We start from the raw sequence: 17531 nt of genomic DNA on the forward strand, positions 1-17531 counted from the left end.
ATCACTTGTTTTCAAGGAAATACTTATGTGAATAAACTCTTATTTCTAATCAAATTTGAATTTATAACATGCTGCAAAGAGATTTTATATCAACTTTACCATTTTTCGTCAGAGGTATTTCTGGAATCGAAATAATACGATTAGGTATCATATATAAAGGCAATTTCTTTGATAATTCAGAACGTATTTGTCTCTTAATATCTGGATTATCCTTACAAACTATAGCGCTTATTAATCGTGTACGACCAGTTTGCATCTTTTCGATAAAAGCAACTGAGTTTGAGACATCAGCTTGCCTATTAATATATTTTTCTATTTCTCGTAAATCTATTCTATAACCATTATGCTTAATTTCACTTGTAACTCTTCCTACTATATAAATGAGATTGTCCGTTCCCAAGTAACCTAAATCTCCTGTTTTGTATATTATTTCCTTCAGTTCCTCGTTCCAAACAAACGAATCATTCGTTTGTTTTTCACTAAGGTAACCCTTTGCAAGCCCTTTTCCTGCTATACAGATTTCTCCTAAAACCCGAAAATCACACAAGTCCCCTTTTGAATCGATAATATATAGCTCTTGGTTAGCAAGCGGCACACCATATGGTATAGTAGAAACATTTTGATAAGAAGAACAATCATAGTAATTTGACCAGATGGAAGCTTCTGTTGCTCCCCCTAAAGCATATAATTGGATACGATCATAACTACAAAATAACTCTTCAACTGTTTTCTTCGGTACGAAATCCCCGCTAACTAATATCCCTCTCAAATTTTCAAATTTATACTTTAGTAAAAATTCTTTCGCTAAAGCAGGTGTTGAATTCCAAATGCTGATTTTATTGTGATAGTCATTTTCAAAAAACCAAGTACTATCGTAGGCTTCCACAAAAACAACCGACATTCCACAAATTATCGATCCGAAAATGTCAAAAATGGAAAGATCAAAATACAAATTTGAAATATTCATTACTGTATCTTTTTGAGTGATATTAAACTTTTCAAGAATATCATAAACCGTATTTAGAGCTGCTTTTTCTGTAATTATTATTCCTTTAGGTTGTCCTGTTGTTCCCGATGTGTGTATTACATATGCTTCTTCTTTATCGATGTGAACATTTATATCAGATATCTTGGTTAATTCACCATTTTTAAAATAGATGTAGTTTTGTATACTTGAAAGAATTTCTTCGGTTTTTTCATCTCCAAAACTCTCATTGACCACACAAAAAGAATCATTAGTTAATATGCAGGCAAAAATGCAAACAATAGAATGAATATTTTTTTTTCCATTGAATGCAATACGTACTTTATTTTTTTTATGCTCTTTTTTTATTCTCCGAATTTCCTCGGCTTTATTTTGGGCCAAATCAAATATTTGGTTGAAGGTATATTCAGTGTTATTAATAGTTGCAAATACTTTTTCTGGATATTTGTTTGCTGTTTTTTCTAAGTGTTGCTTTAATGTATTGAATTTAAAATCGATCTTACTTGTTTGAGAATTGTATTTCTCGTATTTTGAAATTAATTCGGACTTCTTTGAAAGAGTATAATTGCTAATAACGTCTTCAGTTGAGTTTAAAAATCCAAAAATTAATGAGCAGTATTCAGAAAACATTGTATCAATTATAGTTGTGTCAAACATATCACTTCGATAGTTCCAAGAAATATTCAATTCTTCTCCTATGTTTTTTACCTGAAAATCTAGATACGTCTCTAGATTCGGTGAAAAACAATAATCTTCCTTTAATACATTATCAAACAAATCAGCTTCTTCATTAAATAACAATGATGTAAAAGATACAGGAGTAATTGCAGAAAGGGACTTTTTTTTCATCTCACGTATTACTTCCGTTGTTTCAAAATACTTATATCTTGAAGCCTGATCAAGACTTAACTTAAGTCTTTGAATATTCTCTTTGAAGGATTTATCGAAATCAAAACTTGTCTGCAATAAAAATGAAGATGTGAAATTACCGATTATTTTATGATATTCTTTCCCTTCTGGACGATTAGAATAATATAAATTAATTGAGAAATTTTGCTCTTTGGACCATTTAGAGAGAATTAGTGAATATGAAGTGAGGAGGATACTCGTCACAGAAGTGGATAGCTCATCTGCCTTTTTTTTAAGTAGTTCATAAAGATCCTTCTTAATACTGCATTCTTGACGTAAAAAATCTATAGCCATCGTTTGTTCCGTCTGATAATTAATTTGAGGAGCTGGATAGATATTTTCAATGTTATTTATGTAGTAATCTTTTGACTCTATATATCTTTCACAACTTCTTGTTTCTTGATAAAAGTTTTGTATATGCAACAATTCATTTGAATAATCATTACCTGACATAATTGGATTAGATAAGAACATCTTTAACTGTTGTATAAGCTCGGAAACGCCTAGTCCATCTGTAATAAGAAGATCTATACTTAAAAAAATTCTAAGGCCTTCTTTCTCTTCAATCGCTTCTATTGTAAAGAGAGGGTAATCTTTCATTCCATATTTCTTTTGAGATAATTCTTTTCTCTTCAGTTCTACTAATGAAGAATCAAAGTGCTGATTCTCATGAACTGGAATTTTATATTTTAAAACTTCTTCGATAATAAAATTCTCATTATCAAAAATCCTCGCATTTAGCATAGGTTGAGATTCAATTAACTTTTCAAAAGCCTGTTCAAAATCTCTAATGTGACCATTATATATAAATTCTATGTAATGGTTCGTACCTACTCCTTCTCGAGAGTCATTATCTTTAAACATTAGATATTCTTTTTGTAGTTCTGTCATTTTAATATGCATGTTGTATCCTTCTCCTTATTAGAAAGTTCACTTGTTTAACCTCAAAAAGAAGGTATTTGTTTAAAGAGTAAACAAAGTTACATTCCGTGTTTAGTAGAAAATACATTAAAAAATAGGTGAATAGAATACAAGATCACAAAAGAGATAAGAAACATTTATTCCTCCAATGTGATCTCATATTTCAAAAAATATTCTAGCTTACGACTAATACTCTTTCTGCCAGATCATCAGCGAACTCACCAATTGTCTCAGTCAACATAATGCTTTCAATAGATACTTTTATCGATAACTGCTCTTCTAGTTCATTTTTGATTTTCATTGCAGTTAAAGAGTCACCACCTAAATCATAAAAATTGTCTTCCGGTAGAACTCCTGGTTGGTTAAGTTGTTCAGAAAACACAAGTACTACCCTTTTTAAAATGCCTTCGTTATTGTTTAATTCGTTCATAAATATATCCTCCCTCAATCTTTTTAAGTTGATCTATCAACGTTCCCGAATTGCGGGAACATGCGACATACTTCGAAAAATACTGGTCAAACCCTATACCTTGAATCAAACATCGAGTAAGCTTTGGTTCCAAATTCCAGGCTCATCGGCAAGTTGGTTTAGCAAGTCACAGAAAGAACTAAACATTTCCTCGATTACATCAGGCCGAATAACTCCTACGATGTAGTCCCATTTAAAATGCAGCGTTCCCTTTGACTCTCGAACTTGAACATCAAGAGTTACCTGTGGAGTCTGTGACGTACCAAATACCTCTCGCCCTAATAAAGAGACATCATGACGACCTTGATGTCCAAGAAGGCTGGTCAACACTACTGGCATCAACGGCTTAGGACCTGTACGTTTAAGTCGGGATAGTTCGCGTAAAACTTCAACTCCTGTAAAAAGTCGATGATCAAGCGCCTGCCAAATTGCCTCCTGTAAAAGCTGTCCACGTGTTTGAAGTGTGTCATCAGCAGCAACTTCGTAGGGTACAAGTAGCGGATTAGTGAAATCTCCAACTACAAAATTAATGTCGTCATTGATTGACATTCGATCTGAGATGGGAAGATTCAAAGTAAATTGATCTTTTTCGCTCCAGCTGCTTAATGCTTCACAAAATACTAGGGCCACAACACCAGAAGGAGAGATTTTCCGTTCTTGTCCTTGGCTTTTGAGTAGTTCCCATTTCTCTTTTTCAAGTGTACCTTCAAATCTTTCAAACCTCACTGGAGCACCAGTTTCAATTTGTTCAAGTTGAGGTAACTTTGGGGCATCAGGCAACTTATGGATTTTTTCTAACCAGTATTCACGATGAGAATGATATTGTGCACTATGTTTTACTTTGTTCCGGTATGCCACATAATCTTGAAATGTGGTGTGAATAGGTGGTAATTCTGTTTCTTCTTTACTGTATAGATCAATTATGTCCGGGATAATTACTTGAAAGATCGACCATGCATCTGCGATTAATAAGTCAATATTGAAATGAATTCTGCTTATCTGTGGACTGATTTGGCTCACAACGAATCGAAATAGAGGCCATTCTGCTATTCCAATTTCCTGATTTGCCATGCGTTTACGCATCTTGTTAATCTCATTTTCAATCTCATTTGGTGAAAGATCACTTATATCTATGAACTCGACTGCTTGGCTCGCATCAACTGTTCCGATTCTTTGACATCCTGAATCATCAATTGTCGCTCTTAGCATTGGGTGACGCTCGACCAGCATGACTACCGCACGAGCAAATCGATCTCGATTCAAGTCTTCAACTTCCCACTCAAAGTACCCTTGACAACCTATATCTCCATAATTGAAATCAGAGCCACGACCTATCCATAAAGCTTGTTGATATTCAGTGAGATTGAAGGGCTCTAATTGCTGATCAATAGGCAGATTCTCAAATTTTGGCATGTCAATTGTCTGAGAGATAGTTGATAGATGTAATAGGTTCGAGAATACTGGATTTTCAAGAAAGGGGCTCATTTCGATGTTGATTCCATACTTGTAAGTCAAATCCCCTAGCATCCGCATAGCTCGCAAAGAATCTCCGCCTTCTTGAAAGAAATTAGATTCAAGAGTGATCTCATCACATCTAGTCCATGCCAACCAACATTCACGCAAAGCAGTCTCATTTTTCGTAGACGGGTAAAAAGCTGTGTGTACTTTATCTCGCTCCACTAGATTGGAACGTAATGCAGCATAATCAACCTTATCATTGTATCCTAGAGGCAACTTTGTTGTTCTAATCTGACTAGGTTGTGCAGCAGGATGTAACTTTTTACTAAGATATTGCCTAACCTCATTTTTGACGTTCTCAGCATTTGGAGCCGTCTCAATAAATAGTTCAAGTATTTCTCCAGCGCTATCATTGAAGCAAAGAGCAGCAGCTTTTGCCACACCTGAAACTTCAAGTGCAGTTATTTCAATTTCTGCTAAGTCCACTCTATGCCCTCTTATCTTCACAAGTGCATTTGAACGTCCGAAAATTTCGACAGTTCCATCCAAACTCATACGTGCTCGATCTCCGGAACTATATTGCAGTTTCGAAGTTGTATCCAATTCATTTGGGCGAAATGATTTTTGAGTTTCTTTATAATCTATATAACCCTTGGACAGTGTTTCACCAGTAATAATCAATTCACCAATACAGCACGCTGGCAACTCTCTTCCATCATCATCAACCACATACATGTTTACACCAGGTACTGCGCGTCCAACACTAGGTAACAATGTACGACGCGACGCTTCAGATAAATCCTCTATAGATACAACAGCAGCTTCTGCAGATCCATAGACGTTAAGTACACGATATTCTGTCTTCGGCCACTGCTTACAACGTTCACCTGCAACTAGCATTGTCTGTAAACCACTATGAAAACCGTTAGCCCAGAGAGCTTCTGCAATTGATGTCATAACTAGCGTGTTTGTGATATTGGTTTTAGTGAACCAGTGTGCCAGCAACTTAATATCTTTCAAAACATCAGATGATGGGATGCATACAGTTCCGCCGGCACAAAGCACTGGAAGCGGATCTACTTCGATCATTCCATATCCAGGCGACGATAGCCATGATCCTCTAGAATTTGTGCCTAGCTCAGCAGTGTCAATGATAGTATCAATTGTAGCTGCCATCCCGCTGTAAGATAAACAAGCTGCCTTAGGTCGTCCAGTAGTTCCCGAAGTACCTGCAATGAAACACACATCATTGTCAGTTTTGATCCATTCATCGTTTTCTTGTTTAAGCTGTGTGTGCTCATATATTCCTTTATCAAAATCTAGTACAGGATAGCTTGTTAGACTACGTGCTCTGTCTATTACATTGACAGCAGAAATTATAGCGTCAGGACTACATTCATTCAGAAAGTCTCGTATCCGATCATCAGGATTTGTCAAATCTATAAGTACACAGGTTCCACCCATACGTTGGGTTGCGATCACAGAGATTAAGTGTTTCCAACTCCGTTCAATGAATATGGCAATTCTGGGATATGCCTCCTGAGTGTTTATTTGTTCACGCACCTGCTGTATAACTGATTCTGATGCTTTCCAAAGTTCGTCATAGGTTAATATTTTCCCACTCACATCATCTAAAATTGCCATACTTAATGGATTTTTCTGCTTGTGATTGTAGATGTGTTCAATCATGGACTTGTGCTGACGCTGTATGTATTTAGGGCGGGTAGGTAAACTATCGACTGCAGGTATAACCTTTTTATCTTTAAGAGCTTTCTCAAATGCAAAAGTCGTAATTTTACACAAATGCGCAAACATATTGGAGTCAATACAATCACCCTTGATGGAAAGTGTACAACGCCCATTTTGGGCTAGCAGCCATATTGATGATTCTTCTGACAAGTTACTCTTAATATTCGACACCTCAATGTCCAGAGTTATACCATTAAGTCTTGGTATTTCACTGTTATAACGTAGATTATGTATGAAAGCATGGACATCGTTGATATCATGTAGTTTAGTCGTGTCAATTTCGATATAAGTTGGAGATTCATCGGTAGTTATACCCACGTTTACTCGACCTTCAGAACTGAGTAACGAACCAAGAATTGCTGCAGTCACAATAGTATTATCAAGGGTTGCAGTATGTCCCTCAGGCAAAATAATCTCCTCTTCAATTCGCTCAATCCTTGTTAATCTGCTGGTTGCATAAGATTTGAATGCATCTAAAACTGTCCGATTAATACTCGAATCTACATCCATGATCATCCTAGCAGGTTTTTGTTTATTAATTGTGTACATGCGAATGCCTCCATTAGATAAATAGATACATATTACTATTTTTTTATTGATAGAAATTTTTATTATTAGCCTAGAAGAGTATTATTTAGTGCTCTTGGCTGAGTAATTTGTCTATATTTTTACACAAAACAATTATGAAGCAGCCTTTAAAAACTCTGCTTAGTGATTTTTAATCTCAATTTTAAATACATGTGGCAAGGTACAGCCTTAGAGTTTTACGCATAATATAACAATAGCTTTAAACCATCACGTATTGACTTTCCTTTTTAAATCTAGACAAACTTTTTAATGATACTATAGTTGCGTTTTGCAACTACTACGTTTACATCGACATTTGTTTATAATAAAATTTACTTTATTATCAGTTTTTATCAATTTTTAGGAAAGAGTGAAAAATTTGGAAAATAATTTAACTATTCTATTGGTTGAAGATGATGAAGCTGAATGTCAAGCAATGAGTAACTACATAGAAAGCACTACTGATGTAAAATTAGTGGGAATTACTAAAGACAGTATGCAAGCACTTGAATATTTCTCTTCTTATCAGCCTGATGTCATTGTGTTGGATTTAGAATTGCATAATGGTAAAGGAGACGGTTTATCATTTTTAGAAAATATGGCTCAACAAAAGATTGATCATAAACCTTTTATTCTCGTTACTACTAATAACAATAGTCAGATTATTCATAATCAAGCTCGTAAATTTGGAGCGGATTTTATAATACCTAAATACAAAGAAAATTACAGTGCACAAAATAGCGTTCAGTTTTTAAGAGCACTTAAACAATCAATCCAACGCTCCAACAAGAGTAATTCCGTCCGCTCAGTCTCGTATAACACTCCTCATACTCCACAGAAGCCTCAAGAAAAAATGGAAAAAAGGCTTTTTAGCGAGTTTAATCACATTGGCATCAGTCCTAAAATGAAAGGACGTAAATATCTTACAAATGCAGTACAAATACTACTAGAGGATCCAACCTCCAAAGTGTGTTTCATAATAGCCAATAAATATAGCAAAACCGAAGCCAGCGTATCGCGTGCAATGCAAAATGCAATTAATAATGCTTGGAGTAGTTGTAATATGGACAATCTGACCAAGTATTACACAGCACACATTCGTTCCGATAAGTGTGTTCCAACATACATGGAATTTATCCATTATTATGCTGATAAAATTAAAACTGATTTGTAAGATGAATACATAGATTCTTTCCTTACTTTGTAAACATTGATACTATAGATTTCCATATACTCTGTACGTAGTCGTCATTTTTCTCACTATTTTTTTCATTTGTTATCTAAAAGAATAGCGAATAAAAAAAATTTCTTCGCTTACTTTTTGTCCTTGCTTTATTTACTTCCTAGTGGTTTATCATTGTTTTTTGTGTAATTATGGTATTAGAGAAACTTATAGTGTTTTTGTTTAATTTAAAATACCAATAAGAGTATTTTGCTTTTTTCATAGCTTTGATTTTATGTCACAAAGAAACTTTTGGTTAGAATTATGGTAAGAAGCAACCATACCTCGGCTTTCTTTAGATATGTTTTAAACTGCTTCCCCACAAAAAAAGGATTGTGATTATTTCGAAGGGAAAATCGAAGGAGTTCTTGAGTCTTGGGGCATTCCACAACAAAAGGAGATTCAATGAGACAAGAAGCTGGCTCAGCATTACACCATATGCACTGATATTTAGGCATAAACAGACTTGTCATTTTTAAATAATTTCCCCTAAACCAATTTCCTATAATACAAATAAAGCATCTCTTAGTTTTAGCTCTTTTATCTAATAAAATACATTTAGTAACTGTGCCGTGGAATTAATGCAAAACATAAACTAATCTTTGAAAATTTCAATTAACAAAAAATCGTAATTTATACCTTGCTTAAATAGAAAAAAGTGATTTCCCTCAATTTCTATAAATGTAGGTTTTTGAGTGGAATGATCCGACCAGCCATCCACTTTTTCACCTCTTATTTCATCTTGACTTCCGGTTAAAATAATTGTTGGCACTATAATTTTTTGTGAAACTCTAAAAGTATACTCTTCGATTAGACGAAGATCATTTTTTATGATTGGTAAAAAAATTTCTTTAAATTCAGGGATGTATAGTAATTCAGTAGTAATAGCTCCTAGTTTAGATAACTGATATACTAATCTACTATCATTTCCCAAATCATACTTTATCGTATTCAATTTATCAGGAGGATATTGGCCTGAAAAGAATATCTTCTTTGGCAATTTACATCCTATTTTCACCAGTTGCTGATAACACTCAAAGGCAACTATGCTTCCCATACTATGACCCAGAAGCATATAATCTTCCTCAATATCAATGTTATTCATAATAAATTCTGAAGCTTCAAGTCCTACTTCAAATAATGATGAATAAAATCCCTCATCAACTCTACTGCCTCTTCCCTTATACATATAAGGTAGTAAATCAACACCGTATTTTGAGAATTTATTTTTCATTCTATAATAAACATGTCCATCCCCACCAGCATATGCAAACGTAATTAGTTTCAAAGCTTAATGTCCTCCTATGATTTTATCTATGAGATAATTTTATTTAGACCTTGTCTTCAATTTGGAATAACTGGTTAAAAGTTTTTTTAATGTTGTTCTTACCATCTAGACATCTAGAAAGACCCTAACTTTACTATAAATGCTACAACTACATTATCTATTGCATTTACGACGGAACAGTACTCCTCTGAAAACAGATAAAGTACCAACTAACGAAACGGTAAGTATGTGATACGGCTATGTCTTCTTGTGAGTAACATACCTTTTAATGCCATTAACATCGTACAAGGAATGGTACAACTCCCCATTATTCTGAAGGATGGCTTTCGTACAGCCTTTAATAAAATCATGCTCTCCTTTTGAATACCGCTTTTTCATCCATAATCCACCTCCACATTCGAATAAAAGAAAAAATTCGACTTGAAAAGACATAATCCTTCATCATCGACCCATTAAATGTAAATATTTTTTATATCGGAACGTGAGTTCGTATATAATAGATTGAGGAAGGTGAACAAGAAATTCAACAACGTCAATTAAAAGGGGGGAAAATTTACATAGATTCTGATTTTGTAGACCGCTCTCTTTCTGGTAAAAGCGAATGGTTTAAAAAGAGAGCAAAACGCCTAAATCGTACATTCCGTCGTCTAAGGGTTAAGTATGAATGCATTTCAAGTAAAGAAAACCTTGCACATTATATTGCTAGAGGTAATCATGAAAAGCAGCAAACCTTAAAAATTGAAATACCGTTATATGATTTGAGCGATGCAGCATTCATTGGATATCAAAAGGAGACTAATAACAAAAACACTTCGAAATCAATTGCTCAACGTAAGCTAACGCGTAATATTTTCCTACGCATAAAAGGTAATGAGGAAAATGGGGTTATTAAGTACCGTTATGGTAACCTGAGCATCTATGTGGAGGAAGATACTATTATAAGGGTGGAGCAGGGTGCTATTACACCTGGGTTTCGAAGAAATAAAGAGGAGTATGAACGCTTAAACAAGTTATTTTATCTATAAGCAATAAGAGTCCTGCTAGCTAGCTGCCAGGACTCTTTTTAATGCGTAATTTGGGGGCTGAATGTATTAAGACATATTACATCTTATTTAACATGTAATAACCTGTAAAACACCCCCCAGTGTGTTTATAACGTACGTAGTAATATTACATCTTATATATTGAATACCAATTATGGCTTATTTCTATAAACCGCGAGTAAAATGTTTGTTCGGACTGCCTTATACCTAGAACTATAAAAGCAAAATAACAAACAAAGAAAAAACCACAAAGACATAATGTCTCTGTGGTTTTTCCAGGAAAGGGGTGCCGTATTAAGATTGTTTCCAATCCTTAATCCAGCACAATCAAAACTTATTTATTTACAGTTAAACCAACTTTTTGTAAATTTCCTGCAAGGTCTAGAATTTCCGCAGAATCTTTAGTTTCCACTGTTGTTAATTTTGTTACAACGGAAGAATCAGCCACTGTAAGAACAAGTTTTCCTTCAGCAGAAACTGTTGCATCTTCAATTGCCACAGAAGCACCTTTGCTGTCATAAAGATTTACTTCATCTGTAACATCAGAACCTAACACAATTGCTTTAAGTGCTTCTGAATAAGTTACAGTAATTTCATCAAGGTCAGTTGCTACAAATGATTTTGCTTCTGGAGCAGCGTTGTCTTCAACATCAATAGTTTTAATGAAAGGATTGCTAACTTTGTTGTCTAATGTTTGTACTCCAGTAACACGGAATACAGCTTTAGTATCACTAGTTTTTACAAATCCTTCAGGAAGAGTAATTACAACTTGAGATTGAACTACTGCACCGTTGTTATCTTTAGCAAATTCAATTTTTGTATCTGAAGGTAAAGTGACTCCATTAACTTGGTAAGATGCTGGATTTAATGCAGAACCAGTTCCAGTTGCTTTTACTTTAGCTCCGAAATCAACAGTAACAACATTGTCAGTTTCAGTTACATCTGCAATAGTAAACGTTGTTTCAACTGGCTTCCCAGCTTCAGTAACATCAACCATAAATGAATACTTAGTGTTTTTGTTAGCGGCAAGGGACTTATCAGTTACGAATCCTTCTGCTAAATCGAAGCTGTATTTATCTGCCGTTAAACCATTTACTAGAGTAAACACAACTTTTTTGTTATCGTCAACATTTACTAATGGAGTAGCTACATTAGCTAGGGACATGATTTCACCCTTAGAATTCACTACATAAACTTTAGAAGCGTCTAAGGATGTTACTTCTTCGTTAAATGTTAATTCAAATGCAGTTACTTTACCATTAACTACTGTAGTTGCTACGTTTGATACGGCAGGAGTAGTTGTATCTTTAGCAAGGGTAACAGACTTTGTAATTTCAGTTGCATTAGAATTGCCTAAAGAATCTTGAAGCGCATCTTTAGCTACTGTTAATGTTACTGTGTCAGTGCTTCCATTTTTGAATAGGTAGCTGCTGTTCAATGTAACAGTGTACTCTTTTTTATTTTCAGGATTAACTACTGCGCTTGAGAAGATATCAGTAGTAAACGTTCCAACTTTAGCAGATAAAACTAGTGAATCATTTTTTAATTCTTTATCTAATGTTACTTTAACTTTATTTTCACCTGCTGGTACTACACTTGTGATAGATGGTGCAACATTGTCAACAGAAACTGTAACAGGAGCTGATTGAACATCTTTCATGTTACCAGCTGCATCAGTAGCATTTACAACTGTTAAATCGTACGCTTTAGTTGCATCAAGGTCTACATTAATTGTAGCTGTGTTCCCAACAATTACAGGTGTGTAGTTTTGGTTACCAATTTTCACAGTGTCAATAGAAGAAACATCTTCGTTAAAAGTTAAGGTAACAGATTTAATTCCATCTTTTGTGTCCTTAACTGTAGCTTTAGCAGAAGAAAGAACTGGTGCAGTAGTGTCACTAACTGTAACCTTTTGGTTTACTGGGCTAACAAATTGACCACTTACAGCTTTTACAATTTCAAAAGGAACTTTTACTGTATACTCACCTTTAAAGAACTTTTGAGCTTTAAGAGTAAGAGTTTTGCCGTCAGCACTAAGTTCTTGAGTGATTGTACCAGCGTCAAGAGCACCTTCTCCAGCAGCTACAGTAATTACGTCAGCTGCATTGCTATCTTTTAAAGTTTTAGCATCAAGAGCTTTGCTGAATGTTACAGTAACTGTTTTAGCGTTAATCGCACTTACAGATTCAACTTTAGGAACAGCAAGTTCTGCTTTTTTGTCAGCAATTGCTTTTTCAGCATTTGCGATTCTTGTAGTAAGATCTTCTTTAACTGCTTTAGTTTCAACTTTAGCTAGGTCAGCTTTAGCTGGAGCTACAAGGTCTTCAGCAGTTTTTACAGAAGCCTCATCTTTAAGAGCTTTGACAGCTAATTCAAGAGCTTCAACAGATGCAGTTGCTACTTTAACGTCGTTTAGTTCAGCTTCAACAGCTTTGATTTTTTTGTCTACTGCAGTTGCAGCAGTTTTAGCTGGAGTAAGGTATTTAGCAGTGAATTGTGCACGCGGGCTTTCACCGTATACAGTACCTTTTACTACATGCTTAGAGAAGTTAGCTGTAGCTGTTTTAAGAGCAGCTTGATCTTTTTTAGCTCCAGCAAGATCGAAGTCAGCTTTTTTAAGCTCGTCGTTAACGTTCTTAGTAGCTGTTGCAAGAGCAGCACCAAGGTCAAGAGCTTTGTTGTAGTTAGCAGCATATGTGTGAATGCCTTTAACTGCTTTAAGTTTGCTTTCTAGAGCAGACTTAGTTTTGCCTTTGCTAAGCTTTTTAACTTCAGCAACAGCTTTGTTATAAGAGCTTACAGCAGCTTTAGTGTCAATTTTTTTGAATGCAAGTTTCTTTGCATTGTATTGATCTTTTACTTTCTTAGCATCTGCCTCTGCTTTTGTTACTGCCTTGCTTGCTGCAGATGTAGAAGCAGCGAATGTAGCTGGTGCAACAGAAACGAATGCGCTTGCTGCAACAGTCGTTGCTGTCGCGATCTTAAGTGCTTTCTTTTTGTCCATTACGTAAAATTCCCCTTCCTAAATCACAATTATTTTATAAAAACTAATCAGAGAGCAAAATCTTCCGGACAAGGAAGCTATGTAACTATGTAACTATTGCAGCTCCAACTAATTTTTAAAACCAAAAGCCTTTGTCGGACCAGATCACCTATTAGGTATTTAGTATATTAAAATAGGGATAATCTTCCAACTGTGTAATACATTTCATATGATATAACAAATTACGATAAAAAGCTAGTATTTTTTGTAAACTTAATGTTATTTTTTTACTATCTATTAACATAAATTACAATATTAATAGTACATTAAGTACAAGTCTATTTTCTTATCTTCACTTGCCACAAAAGTATTATCGACAGTTTTTGTCAGATATTAATAGTTTTCTTAAAAAATAATATTCTTTTTTTTCCATTTGTCGAAAAAAAGAAATAAGGACTGCCAAATGGCAGTCCTTATTTAGTCCTAATACTATTGATTCTGTTGTATCCAGCCCTTGCCTTCTGTTCCTTCTACATAAAGCCAGTTGCTCCATTTTTTCGTAGCTTTCACTGTTTGCGGCTTAAGGGTGGTTGTCGTTTTCTTTGCTTCGATCGGCAGGGAATACAGCGGTGTATCCGCTTTTAGCTCAACTTGCTGGTTCACGACTGTCGGATTGAAGTCTACTGTATTGCTGTCCTTCTTGATCCAGAGGTCATAATTGAACTTCGTCTTGACCGCGTAATAGCTGCCATATGATTTAATGGCTTGAACTTCACCTGCATAAAGTTTGCTTGTTGTTTTCTTGGATGCAATTGGAGAATAGTAAAGCGGTGTTGCTTCTTTTACAAGGAATGTTTTTGGCTTCGTATGAAAATCAGTGACAGTGCCTGTTACATAGTTATCTTTTAGAATCCACTTTTTTCCGTAATCTTTTGTGCTGATTCTAAAATAGCTGCCCTTTGTACCGATCGCCGTCAGCTTTTGCGCTTTTAGCTTTGTGTTTGTTTTGTAAGTGGAACTTGGACGGTCGTACAGGTTAAATGGCGCGAACGTTGTGATCGTTGTGTTCGTTTTTGTAAACTTCTTCTCCCACAACTTCTTTCCTTCATTTGCTACATAAAGAGCTGCTTTACGGTTTCGGTTCCACTCCTCATTGATCACGGATACCGGAGGATTGGTCTCACCAACATGATAGCTCAGTTCCGGTGTTAAGCCAGGACGGCCGAATTGCGTGATGAACCAGTCTTTGTAGCCTCCACCCTTTTCATCGTTGTTCGCTTTAACGAGCTTGTATTTGGTCATGGCCGCGAATTCCTTGGCCATCGCGTAATCACGGTTATAGTTTGCTTTTTTATTTAGATAGTGCCAGTAAAGGATGCGTCCGGATGTATGATAAGAAATGGTCGCTTCCGGGTTAACATAGGACGTGAAGTTATAGAGAAGCTTTACTTCAGGTGCCTCAAGCGGCTTTGTTCCTTTGTACATTTGATAGGAAGGCTTCGGTGCTTCGCTTCGCGGAATCTGGGACCAGCCGGAAGGATACTGGCGATTGAGGTCAATACCCTGCGCGTTGGCTTTCCAGCGCTTGAAGTTTTTGCTTCCTTTGTTCATTTTGATGAGGCCGGCATGTGCAGACTTTGGAAATTCTTTTAATCCTGATTGCTGAAGGGTAACCCCGTCTGGATTAACCATCGGTACGATCCAGATCGATACATCATTTAATAGATTGCGAACGTTGTAGCCTTGGTAGGTTGTATTTTTCTTGTAAGCATCACTGTAAGCATCCACCATTTCCATGGCGATGTTCGTTGTGATCCATTCGCGTGCGTGGTGAGAGGCATTGTAGAATACCGTGGCGTCCCCTTTTCCCAGCTTAATCGCATAGACGGTTCGGCCGTACTTTGTTTTGCCGAGTGCACGGTATTGAACAAGGTCCGGATAAGCTTTTGCAAGCTGCTTCATATCCGTTGTCATTTCTGAGTATGTATAGGTCTGAATCGGGTTAACATAGCTGGCTGCCGCAGCCGATGGCGTAAAGCTGAAGCCAGACAGGCCGACAAGAACAGCCAGTACTAGAGCGAATAATGTTTTTTTCATCCTTTTCCCCCTGTGTTTTATGGAGTTTTTGTTTTTTCCCTAACTCTCTAATTATACTAGAAAAGGAATAATTCAGAACATAAGGATAATTACGTATCTTTTTGTCAAATAAAGGTGCCAGGCACTGCAATTACATACTTATGTAATCGCGGTGCCTGGCACCAAAGCGCTCAAATTATTTTTTAATCCAGCCTTTATAGGCCGGGGAGCTTACATATTGCCAGCTGTTCCATTCTTTTGTGATGGAAATCGCTGTTTCTTTAGGAATAGTAACAGTTGAGTTGTTTGAATCCAATGGTAAGATATACACTGCAGTGTCAGCTTCTGTTGTTTTTTCCAAGGATACGGTCTTTGGGTTAAAGTCCGCTGTTTTGCTTTTTGGAATCCACTTTAAGCCGTATTTCGTTTGTACGCCGTACCAGTTTCCGGCTTCTTTAATTGCTTTTGCTTCACCTGCCGGAAGAGTTTTTGCGTATTTCTTGCTGGTGGCTGGCAGACTGTACAGCTGGGTCTTTTCTTTTAATAGAAGAGACTTTGGTTTTTTTACAAGATCAATGACGTTATAGGACCCTTTTAAGTAGTGATCCTGAGGGATCCACTTTTTACCCGATGCTGTGTTCAGCCTGAAATAGTTTCCTTTCACGGCAATCACCGTTACCTTTTGCGGCTTGAATACTGCTATTGTTTTATAGGCTGCTCCTGGGCGGTCATACAAATTGATCGAATCAAAGGTTGTGATCGGCATGTTTACTTTCTTAATTTTCTTTTCCCACAGCTTTCGTCCTTCATTTGCAACGTATAGACCCACCTTTTTGTTTCGGCGCCATTCTTCGGATATCATGCTAACCGGCACATTGGTTTCCCCGACGTGATAGCTGAGTTCAGGTGTAAACCCCGGGCGGCCGAATGATGACACAAACCAGTCTTTATAGCCCCCTCCGCTGGCCGAATTGCTAGGAGCTACAAGGCGGTAGCCGGTCATCGAACCAATCGCTTTTGCCATCGTATAATCGCGGCTGTAGTTTTCTTTTTTCGTACGATAATGCCAGTACAGTATTCTTCCCGATGTATGATAGGAAATGGTAGCTTCCGGATCGACAAAATAGGTAAAGTCATACATGAGCTTTGTTTCAATCGTTTCAAGCGGCTTCTTTCCATTGTAATTTTGGGAAGCTGGCCCGCTGATGCGCTTGGAAAGAAGGTTCCATCCTGCAGGATATTGGCGGTTTAGATCAATGCCCTGGCCGTTCGCTTTCCAGTGCTTAAAGTTTCTGCTTCCTTTATTCATTTTGATCAGCTTGCTTTGTACGGATTTCGGAAAAGCAGAGACTCCCTGCTGCTGAAGAGTAACTCCGTCGGGATTCACCATAGGCACAAACCAGATGGAAACATCATTTAATAGAGCTCGAACATCATAGCCATCAAACTTTTTCTTGCTGGCATACGAGCTGCTGTATTGGTCGATCATTTCCATAACAATGTTGGTGCCGAGCCATTCCCTGGCATGGTGGGAAGCATTGTAGAAAACAGTGGCATCTCCCTTTCCAAGTTTAACGGCCCAGATTTCCCGGCCGTACGGACTTTTGCCAAGAGAACGGTATTGAATCAGATCTGGATATTTTTTGGCAAGAGCTTTTATGTCCCTCGTCATTTCTGTGTATGTATACGTTTGAATCGGATTCACCATGCTTGCTGCTGAAGCCTCTGGCGCAATGCCGGATAGGAAAATAAGCATAGCCAGCATGAAAATCACTAGGTTCTTTTTCATAATTACCTCCTAAACACTTTTATGCCATAGCAAAGATTGTATAATAAAAGAAAAACGGTAAAGAAAGGAAAG

The 17531-nt window shown here is 36.5% G+C and carries 9 protein-coding genes; 1 reads left to right on the forward strand and 8 read right to left on the reverse strand.

All coding sequences use genetic code 11. From position 1 onward, the window contains the following. Positions 1-61: 61 nt before the first annotated feature. From LCY76_RS19655 to LCY76_RS19665, 3 genes are all read right to left on the reverse strand, one after another. Positions 62-2797, reverse strand: coding sequence for an AMP-binding protein (locus LCY76_RS19655; protein ID WP_248254037.1), 2736 nt, complete (start codon positions 2795-2797; stop codon positions 62-64). A 193-nt stretch (positions 2798-2990) separates the two neighbouring features. Then, positions 2991-3245 (reverse strand): phosphopantetheine-binding protein, encoded by a 255-nt coding sequence (locus LCY76_RS19660; protein ID WP_248254038.1) that lies wholly within the window; start codon positions 3243-3245, stop codon positions 2991-2993. A gap of 105 nt (positions 3246-3350) precedes the next feature. Continuing rightward, positions 3351-7040, reverse strand: coding sequence for an AMP-binding protein (locus LCY76_RS19665; RefSeq protein ID WP_248254039.1), 3690 nt, complete (start codon positions 7038-7040; stop codon positions 3351-3353). A gap of 397 nt (positions 7041-7437) precedes the next feature. Between LCY76_RS19665 and LCY76_RS19670 the strand changes: the two genes are divergently transcribed. Then, entirely contained in the window at positions 7438-8232 is a 795-nt protein-coding gene (locus LCY76_RS19670; protein ID WP_248254040.1) for a response regulator, read from the forward strand. Between the two features lie 643 nt (positions 8233-8875). Here LCY76_RS19670 and LCY76_RS19675 read toward each other — a convergent pair. The 5 genes from LCY76_RS19675 to LCY76_RS19695 form a co-directional block, all read right to left on the reverse strand. After that, the gene (locus tag LCY76_RS19675) at positions 8876-9568 is read right to left on the reverse strand and encodes a thioesterase II family protein (RefSeq protein WP_248254041.1); all 693 of its coding nucleotides are present in this window, start codon (positions 9566-9568) and stop codon (positions 8876-8878) included. Positions 9569-9805: 237 nt separating this feature from the next. Next, on the reverse strand, positions 9806-9946 hold the full coding sequence (locus LCY76_RS19680; protein ID WP_248254042.1) for a hypothetical protein: 141 nt from the start codon (positions 9944-9946) through the stop codon (positions 9806-9808). A gap of 999 nt (positions 9947-10945) precedes the next feature. After that, complete coding sequence (locus tag LCY76_RS19685) at positions 10946-13615, reverse strand: hypothetical protein (protein WP_248254043.1); 2670 nt, start codon at positions 13613-13615, stop codon at positions 10946-10948. Between the two features lie 468 nt (positions 13616-14083). Then, positions 14084-15691, reverse strand: a complete 1608-nt coding sequence (locus LCY76_RS19690) for a M14 family metallopeptidase (RefSeq protein ID WP_248254044.1) — start codon at positions 15689-15691, stop codon at positions 14084-14086. A gap of 175 nt (positions 15692-15866) precedes the next feature. Beyond that, entirely contained in the window at positions 15867-17459 is a 1593-nt protein-coding gene (locus LCY76_RS19695) for a M14 family metallopeptidase (RefSeq protein ID WP_248254045.1), read from the reverse strand. Between the last annotated feature and the right edge of the window lie 72 nt (positions 17460-17531).

It is taken from the genome of Fictibacillus marinisediminis (genome assembly GCF_023149135.1).
In the GTDB taxonomy this organism is placed as follows: domain Bacteria; phylum Bacillota; class Bacilli; order Bacillales; family Fictibacillaceae; genus Fictibacillus_C; species Fictibacillus_C marinisediminis.